This window comes from Pedobacter sp. 01T416_2 (assembly GCF_056398925.1).
Genome location: NZ_JBFTQI010000159.1, coordinates 1 through 9,188 on the forward strand (window position 1 = coordinate 1; position 9,188 = coordinate 9,188).

7 protein-coding genes are annotated in these 9,188 nt (G+C 40.3%); 5 read left to right on the forward strand and 2 right to left on the reverse strand.

Translation table 11 applies throughout. From position 1 onward, the window contains the following. A partial coding sequence (locus AC1DPQ_RS09040; protein ID WP_477608899.1) for a FadR/GntR family transcriptional regulator occupies positions 1-506 on the reverse strand: 506 nt, incomplete at its 3' end. Positions 507-662: 156 nt separating this feature from the next. Here AC1DPQ_RS09040 and AC1DPQ_RS09045 point away from each other — a divergent pair. From AC1DPQ_RS09045 to AC1DPQ_RS09065, 5 genes are all read left to right on the forward strand, one after another. Next, on the forward strand, positions 663-1,583 hold the full coding sequence (locus tag AC1DPQ_RS09045) for an alpha/beta hydrolase (RefSeq protein ID WP_477581146.1): 921 nt from the start codon (positions 663-665) through the stop codon (positions 1,581-1,583). Between the two features lie 527 nt (positions 1,584-2,110). Next, positions 2,111-5,029: a hypothetical protein gene (locus AC1DPQ_RS09050; RefSeq protein WP_477581145.1), complete on the forward strand. Its 2,919-nt coding sequence runs from the start codon at positions 2,111-2,113 to the stop codon at positions 5,027-5,029. A 24-nt stretch (positions 5,030-5,053) separates the two neighbouring features. Then, positions 5,054-5,746 (forward strand): hypothetical protein, encoded by a 693-nt coding sequence (locus AC1DPQ_RS09055; RefSeq protein WP_477581143.1) that lies wholly within the window; start codon positions 5,054-5,056, stop codon positions 5,744-5,746. Positions 5,747-5,780: 34 nt separating this feature from the next. Beyond that, positions 5,781-6,725 carry a T9SS type B sorting domain-containing protein gene (locus tag AC1DPQ_RS09060; protein WP_477581141.1) on the forward strand — a complete coding sequence of 315 codons (945 nt, stop codon included), beginning with the start codon at positions 5,781-5,783 and terminating at the stop codon, positions 6,723-6,725. An 18-nt stretch (positions 6,726-6,743) separates the two neighbouring features. After that, positions 6,744-7,724, forward strand: a complete 981-nt coding sequence (locus AC1DPQ_RS09065) for a PorP/SprF family type IX secretion system membrane protein (protein WP_477581139.1) — start codon at positions 6,744-6,746, stop codon at positions 7,722-7,724. A 44-nt stretch (positions 7,725-7,768) separates the two neighbouring features. Here the strand turns inward: AC1DPQ_RS09065 and AC1DPQ_RS09070 are convergent. After that, positions 7,769-9,188: gamma-glutamyltransferase family protein (locus AC1DPQ_RS09070; RefSeq protein ID WP_477608901.1), on the reverse strand; the 1,420-nt coding region annotated here is incomplete at its 5' end.

Consider the following 9,188-nt stretch of genomic DNA (forward strand, 5'->3'; position numbering starts at 1 on the left):
TCGTTACCGGCCATTTCGTATAATTTACCGTGAAAGGCAATTTCGTTGGCAATACGGAATGCTTCTTTGTTCTTTTTCTTTTCGCTATTGGCAATTATTTCAAGTTCACGGATACTTTTATCATTTAAATTCAAAAAAAGCACATCCGCGAGGCCCATTTCCAAAATTAACCTCAGTTCAAAAAGATCCTGTAGTGCATCCGGACTGATTATTAGCGGATCGAGTACACGCTGAAAACCGCCCAATACATCAGGGCTTGATAAAATCATACCCCTCTTTTTCTTAGTCTCGATCATGCCAAGCATCCTCAAGCGACTTAAAGCTTCCCTTAAAACGTTTCGGCTCACCCCCAGTGCTTCAGCCAGTTCCTGCTCTTTCGGCAATGCATCGCCTGGTTTAAATGATTTCTTTTTGAAATAATCTCTTAACCTCATTTCAACCACATCAGCCATCGTATCAGATGAGATTTTATCGATATCCAAACTTAAATCACTTTTTAATGCCATAGAAATACATATTTAGAAGCTTCAAATATACTCGTTTTTATGTAGTACAAAAACATTTGAAAAATAGTTCGCGCTTTTAGATTTAAAAACAAATGTTCACAAAATATGTAGTACATATTTACAAAATAATTTTATAGTTTTGTTTAAACCAAGTATATGAAAAAAATAATTTTAGCATTTACATTAATGCTTAACATGAACCAGGCAGGGTTATTTGCACAAAATATTGTACCGCTTTACAAAAATGTACCGAATGCCATTAAGGCTGATTTAACAGAAAAAACAGATACCGCCAAAAATGGCAGAATATTAACCAGATACGTTACGGAGCCGACTTTAACCGTTTTTCTCCCCAAAAAAAACAATGATAAGCGTGCTGCCGTAATTATATGTCCTGGTGGAGGTTATTCTTATCTGGTGATGAACAACGAGGGCACCGAGGTTGCAAAGGCGTTAAATAAACAAGGTATAGCGGCCTTTGTGTTAAAATACCGATTACCCAATGATCTGATTATGAAAAATCGTTCAATCGGGCCATTACAGGATGCTGAACAAGCCATAAAAACAGTGCGCGAACGGGCTAAAGAATGGAACATTGATGCGGCAAAAGTTGGGATAATGGGTTTTTCGGCCGGCGGTCATGTGGCCTCTACTGCATCTACGCATTATAAAAATGTAGTGATCCCAAATCAGGAAAAAACAAATCTCCGACCAGATTTTTCAATACTCATTTACCCTGTTATTACCTTTCAGGATAGCATTCTGCACAAAGGATCTAAAAAAGCTTTAATCGGAGAAAATGCATCGATCGAAAAAACAGTTGAATATTCTAATGAGCTACAGGTAAATAAAGATACTCCTCCTGCATTTTTGATTCATTGCAGTGATGATAAAGTAGTACCTGTTGCTAATACTGTAAACTATTATCAGGCACTTAAAAACAATGGGGTAAAAGGCGAAATGCATATCTACGCTACCGGCGGACATGGTTTTGGTTTAAAAAATGCCACGAGAACAGATAAATGGCTTGAACAGTGTATGGCATGGATGACTGAAATGAAAATCAAAACACCATAAGGTCCCTTCCACTGTGCAGCGGTAATTTTTAAACGAGAAGCAATAGGCTTATAGCTTTTAAACCACAGATAAGGTCAATATTTCTATGCCAATCGCATTACTTTATAAAAAAAAATGATTTTTTTTCATGTAAACGATTTTCATTGTAATTTAGAATGCCAAAAACATCATAAATAATTGACTACAAATATATTACCCATTAATAAAATTCAAATAGTCAGAAAGAAAATAATCGGTTTTTAATTAAAGGCGTATCAGTAGAAATACAGGCGATTTAATTTATGCAAAAATTGCCTTTAAACAGCTTTAAGGTGCATTAAAAATTAATATTAAGTGTGTTTTTAGTGCGTTTTTTTAATTACTTTCGACCAAAGAACCAAACAAACTGACACAGTCGAACTACACAATGAATCACACCTAATCTATATAGGCAGGTGTTTATTGTGCTATAATTTATTAAAGTGCCCTCAGCCTTTAATGAATTATTAGATCTATGTTACGCCATATATGGGTTCAAYAGGTTATTTATGATTAAGGCTTTTCTGCTGTTTTTATTTAACGGGTTACTGGGATTAATATTGCTCTGCTCAGCAAATATTGCATTTGCACGCCATGAAACTAAAACCATAGCGAACGCTGGCTTTAACAATTTATCTTTTCCTTTTTCTTCAAGAACCAGCACGAACACCACAAAACACTTATACGCAACCAGTTATTCTAAACATTATATCGCCCCTGCCCCATGGCAATATTGGAGTAAAGCCAACGAAATTGTTATTACATCAGATATCGGAACCGTTACCGGAACAATATATAAAAGCGATGGTACTGTTGTAACCACTTTTACCTGCGTTCAGGGAACGCCTTTTGTTTATCGCTTTACCGGACTACCTGAAGATGCACCTGAGCACGAATTAAATAAGGTACTGAGTGGGGCTGGATTAATAGTAGAGGCTACTGGATCTATTTCAGTGAATTTAAGAAATGTTGCATCAGATAATTTAGGAGCTGATGGCACGGATGCAGATATTAAGGGTAACGCCTCTCTTTTTAGTTTTGGCGATGCGGCAATTGGAACGTCCTTTCGCGTAGGTTACTATAGGGATGGTAATCTTGCAAGTAATGCGCATCCACCGATCTATAGCATTATGGCCACCGAAAATAACACGATTGTTAAAATAGCTGGTGTAGCAAAGGCAACATTAAATGCCGGACAAAGTTATTTATTCACTGCCCCAATGGGAACCCTGGTAGAATCGTCAGGATCGGCTGTAATGAATACCGCGGCAGATCTGGATGCTCCTGGAGGCTGTGGAGACGGTGCTTACAATCCAATTCCCCCAATTGCCTCATTGGGTAGAGAATATGTGGTAGTTAGAGGTGAAGGTAACACGATTGCAGAGCAAACTACTGTAATTGCAACTGAAGCAAACACTGTGGTTACCGTTACCAGCTTTGACCTGAATGGTACCCAGAAAACCACAACTACCTTTACACTGGCACAAGCCGGCGATTTTAAAACATTCGAACACGGTTTTGTTTCCGGCACCTATAGCGCGACAAATCCGCCGGGCATTAATACCGGAAGGTATTCATCCTCAAGAATTGAAGCGACTAAAAACGTAGGCGTATTTTCAGGTACGGCTGGTATTTCAGTTGGCGGTGGTTGCGAGGTTGATGTTGCTACTTTAGTACCTATTTCCAGTTGTTCGGGATCCAGAAAAGTCGAAACCACCAAATTCACAGCTTATAACAATAGCGATTTATCTTACTTTGGTTATATCATTACAAAAAGCACCGCTAAAATCTATCTAACGACGCAATTGGGCACACCCAATTATACAAATAGTGATATTGAAGCAATACCAGGCATCGGTACCCGTAAAACTCTGGGAACGTCTGGCTTATATTTAATAAGTTTTACAAAAGCAGATATTGGCGCGCCAAAGGCAATTACCATTACCAGTGCAGAACGGCTTACGGTGTCGATGGTGCAACAAGGCGACGGATTCTCCATGTCGAACTTTATTTCACGTTTCCCTGAGAAAGGTGATCAACCTGTGGTATCACAAACCAACTGCGCATCCGCAACACTCACAGCAACTCCAAATGCTTCCAATTATCAATGGTACCTTAACGAAGTTCCTATAAGTGGTGCAAATGCCAGTACTTATGTGGCTAGTACATCTGGCAATTATTCGGTGAGTTATAGTTTGGATTGTGGGCTGAGTGCACCTTCTCTCCCAATAAAGGTTTCACTTTGTAATATCGACCGCGCGATTACCAAAACAGTTGATATCGCTTATCCGGAGTTAAACAGCAATGTAGTATTTACGCTTAAGGCCGAAAATTTAGGCGATGGCAATGCGGTTGGGATATCGGTTACAGATCTGCTTCCTAGCGGTTTTACTTATGTATCGAGCATAGCGCCATCGGGAACGAGTTACGATCCTATTTCGGGCATATGGACTATTGGCGATTTGGCCAGTAATGCCAGTATCTCCTTAAGCATCACAGCAAAAGTTGTCGCAACAGGAACTAATATTAACACAGCAACGATTACGGGCTCGCAGCCTGATCAGGTAACCACTAACGATCAGAGCTCGGTTAGTACCATAACTGGCTCTAATGATAGAGAAGTATGTGTAGGAACAGCTATGAACAATATTATTATCAATATTCCATCAGGCTCAAACGGTATTCAAGTTACAGGTTTACCAGCCGGGATAACTTATACCAATAGTTCGTCTCCTAAAAAAGTTACCATTTCAGGCACGCCAACTACCGCAGGCCCACCAAAAACTTATACCGTTTCTAATACTACAGGAACTCCATTCACTGCAACAGGCTCAATAACGGTAAATGGAAATGTAAGTACGCCTGCTTTTAACACCGGATTAACCGATAAACGCTGTAGTGGTACCGGAACCGATACCTATGTTGCAACGGCAACAAATGCCACAAGCATAGTTTATTCTATGTTACCCCTAGCGGCAGGTATTATTGATGCAAACAGTGGAAAAGTAACCTGGGATAATACATTCGCAGGAACAGCAACTATAACAGCCACAGCAAAGGGCTGCGCGGAGAAAACAGCCGATTTTATTGTAATCGTAAACGGGCTTCCAAATTTAACATTGGGCACCGAACCTGAAATCTGTCAGGGTTTTACCACGTTATCACTCCCTTATACCAACGCTTTAAACAGTCCAACAACGTATAGCATTACCTGGAACACACCAGGTTTTGATCCAGTTAGCAATCAACCTTTGCCAGCGGGAAATATTCCGCTTAACATCCCGGTCAATGCTGCTCTAGGTGTTCATTCCGGTATGTTGACCATTAAAAATGCGGCGGGTTGCAGTACTCAAATTAATTTCAACATTAAAATAAATCCAAAACCATCAGCACCGCATGTGTTGGTGCAAACTAATTCACAATATTAATCAAACAAACAAAAAATCGTCCCCATGAACAATTCAATTACAAAAGCAATTTTAGCAATTACATTCCTGTTAATCTGCACATTTTCAAAAGTATCGGCTCAGGTACTACCAACTACAAGCGGAGTTAGTCTTTTTTGCAAAGGATCGGATCTTACTTTACCCGCTGCCCCAGCTGGAGAAGACTGGATTGTTAAATACAGTGCAACGCAAACTACTACGCCAAGTACAGGTGTTACTTTAGTTTCGGGAAATAAAATCGCAGCGGCCGATTTAAACACAGGCTATTATTATTTAAGTTCTAAATCAACAACACCAGGCTCCTGCGAATCTGAATTACAAGAAATTCCGGTATATGTACTTCAACCTCTGACTGTTAATTTTACGCCTGCTGATTTCTGTCTCGAAAGCCCATTGGCGCAAGTTGGCGCTGTTACCAATCCTGATGCTACCAACATTCCAACTTTGGCCTATCAGTGGTATACGGTAACAGGAGGAGTAGAAACGGCTATATCAGGTGCTACAACAAAAGACTAYACGCCATCGGCACCTGCAACTGTTGGAACAAAAACGCATAGGCTAAAAGTAGGTTATGTAATTAACGGTAATAAATATTGTCCGCAATGGGCAGATCATGATGTTACGGTAACCGCTAAGCCTGTAAAACCAACCATTACTCCAGGAACCATCACCGGCACGGCAACAGCAGTTACTTTCTAGGCCGGTTTTCGTTTTTCTGATGATTGTTGTATAAATGAAGCTAAGGATATACTCCTTTCTGGCTTTGGCTATATTGTTGTTTTTTATTCAAACAGCAAAGGGCCATATTGCTCCCAATGGGCGGCAAACCATTGCGATCAGACAAGGGTCGTCGGTGGTTTTGCGTGCAAATTCGGCTGGAGCGGCTTTATATATATGGTACAAGGATGATGTGTTAGTGAAGAACCAAAACAAAGCAACACTTATCACCGCCACCGCAGGCATTTATAAAGTAGCTACTGTAAATAAATTTGGTTGCACATCCGATATTTCAGATGAAATAGAGGTTATTATATTGCCACAGCTTATTGCGGATGTAGCCATAACAAAGCGATCAGAATCAAAAATTGTAGTGGGCGATCAGGTTTTCGAATATTACCTGAATGTTAGAAATAATGGTAAAGATGATGCCACCCAACTGATGATTAAAGATGCGCTTCCTGATAACCTTTCTTTAGAAAACCTGGCCCAGCCAACAGATGGAATAGCGAGCTACGATCAGCTAAACCGAACCATTAATTGGAACATTCCCTTACTGGCCAATGGCAAGTTTGCTGAGCTGGTAATCAGGGTAAGATCCAAGCAATCGGGTATGGTGACTAATACAGCGACTGTTACTGCAACAGAATTTGACCCTAACCTGGGCAATAATACATCAACCGATAAAAAAGAGATTTCAGGTTTAAGAATACCAAATGTCTTCACGCCCAATGGGGACGGCAAGAACGACACTTTTTATATTGAACACCTGGAATCTTTTGAATCGAACGAAGTAACAATTATTAACCGTTGGGGAAGTACGGTTTATCAATCCAATCACTATAAGAACGACTGGACTGCTCCAGGATTAACGGATGGAACCTACTTCTACGTGATTAAAGTTAGAAATGGAACAGCAACCTGGCAAGATTACAAAGGTTATGTAACGGTAATCAGGTAAATAAAACAAAATACAGACATGAACATTTTGAAAAGGATATTTCTTGTTTTGACCATTACGATATTATCTGTTAAGGTTTTTGCGCAGCAAGATGCCCAGTTTGGGCAATATGTTTTTAATAACATGTACATCAATCCTGCATATGCGGGTTATAAAGAAGAGCTTTACCTACAGGCTTTCGCCAGAGCACAATGGACTGGTGTTCGGGGCGCACCACAAACCCTTTCTATATCYGCAGATGAGGCTATAAATGACGAAAGTTTGGGCCTGGGGATGATTGTAACCAAGGATAAAATAGGTGCACAAAACACTTTAAATGCATCGGCAAATTTCGCTTACAGGATAAAACTTGATCGTACTGAAACCAATATCCTCGCTTTCGGTTTAGGCGTAGGTGTAATCCAGACTTCCTTAAACGGCAATTTGTTAGATCCTATCGAAATGGGCGATAACCGTATCCCGACAGGATCAATAAGTCAGACGATGCCTGATATACGCGCCGGTATCCATTATTCAAATGAAAAGTTTTTTATCGGTTTTTCGGCAAATAACCTCTTTTCAAAAACCTTATCAGTATTTGACGATTACAATTCGCTAAACGTTAAAATTCAGCCTCATTTTTACTTGAGTGCAGGGGTGGCATTACCTGTAAATAACGATTTTGTTTTTAAACCAACCTTTTTAATTAAAGATGATTTACATGGACCAACCTCATTAGATTTAAATGCCTTTTTACTGGTAAAAGAGCGCTTCTGGCTTGGTGCAGTTTATCGCACCTCGGTAAAAATTTATCCTAAAGAGAATTTGCAGCGTGGATTAACCAGTAGAGCGGCAGTTGGTTTCATCAGCGAATTGTTTATAAGATCTAACTTGCGTATTGGTTATGGTTATGATTACAGCCTCAATAAACTGAGCAATTACGATTATGGCTCGCACGAAATCTCAGTTGGCTATTATATCGAAACCAAAAAGAGCCGAAGACCAAAGTGTTATTTTTAGGTGTTAATCAAAATGCAGTGCATATCATTAATCGAACCAATGTATTACCATGCAATACCATAATCTTCGCCATGGTTACTCGAGCCGCCTTGCAAACTATTGTGCTTCCAATCAAAATAAATGGCATTGATTGGCCCACTGGTCCGTTCTGAAAAACTGAGTGTATAACCCATTTTTTTCAGTTCATTGCGCACCTCCTCTTTAGTACTGTTATTTAATAAAATCTGACCAGGTTTTGGTGCTCTATCGCTTGTTTTAGTACCACCCAGCGAAAGCCAAAGCTGATTCGTATTAAAGTTAGCCGCTTCGGTTGCCTTTTGCACATTCATACCAAACTCAGCCATGTTTAAAAAGAATTGAAGCAAATTCTGATCCTGGGTATCTCCGCCCTGAACTGCAGCCGATACGAATGGTTTACCATCTTTGATAAACAATGAAGGCGACAGGGTTACCCTTGGCCTTTTGCCCGGTGCAACAACATTGAAGGGATTTAAGGTAGAATCGAGCACAAAACTTTGCATCCTTTGACTCATCCCAATGCCTGTATTACCGGCAATACAGGCCGGAAGCCAGCCACCACTTGGGGTAACAGATACTACCCAACCGGCCTTGTCTGCAGCTTCTATCGATGTTGTTCCCCTCCACAAACGATCTTCATAAATTTCTTTTGGCGTATTATTCCCAAGGTCGTGCTTTGGCGCAAAGTTACGTTTGGTTGTATCGAGGTTAAAGCCTCTGCTTTTTAACAGATTTAAATAAGGGTTTTTCTTGCCCTCGTATGGGTAAGGATCACCAGGCCCTGTGTTTGCATCATTTTTATCAAGCTGAATAAGCGAGGCCCTTTGTTTTGCATAATCTTTACTTAACAGACCTTTCATCGGTTCAGCAGGACTTTGGTTTGGATCACCATAATAAAAATCGCGATCTGCAAAAGAAAGATTCATGGCCTGATAAACAGTATGGATATATTTTGAGCTATTGTAGCCCATTGCTTTTAGGTCGAAATTCTCTAATATATTCAAAGCTTGCAGTAAAACAGGGCCTTGTGTCCACTGTTTTAATTTGTATACTTTAATCCCTTTATAATCGGTGCTTAATGCTTCTTCTTCAACGGGTTTCCATTTAGCAAGATCATCCATGGTAATCAGACCTCCTTGTTCCTTACTCCCACGCACGAATTCTTTGGCGATGTCTCCTTTATAGAAACGATCGTAAGCGGCCATTAATGCCTCTTGTCGCGAGCTACCTTTCTCCAACGCAGCTTGCTCTGCTTCAACCATTTTGGTTAGGGTGGCCAATAGATCTTTTTGAATAAAAACCTCACCTGCTTCTGGCGCCTCACGCTTTTCGCCCAAATGCGGCAATAGCACCTTTTTACTGTAAGGCCAGGTTTTGATCAATTCTTTATCGCGCTCTATACTGTTTGCCGCCTGTGCTTCTATGGCATAACCCGCGGCCATGTGC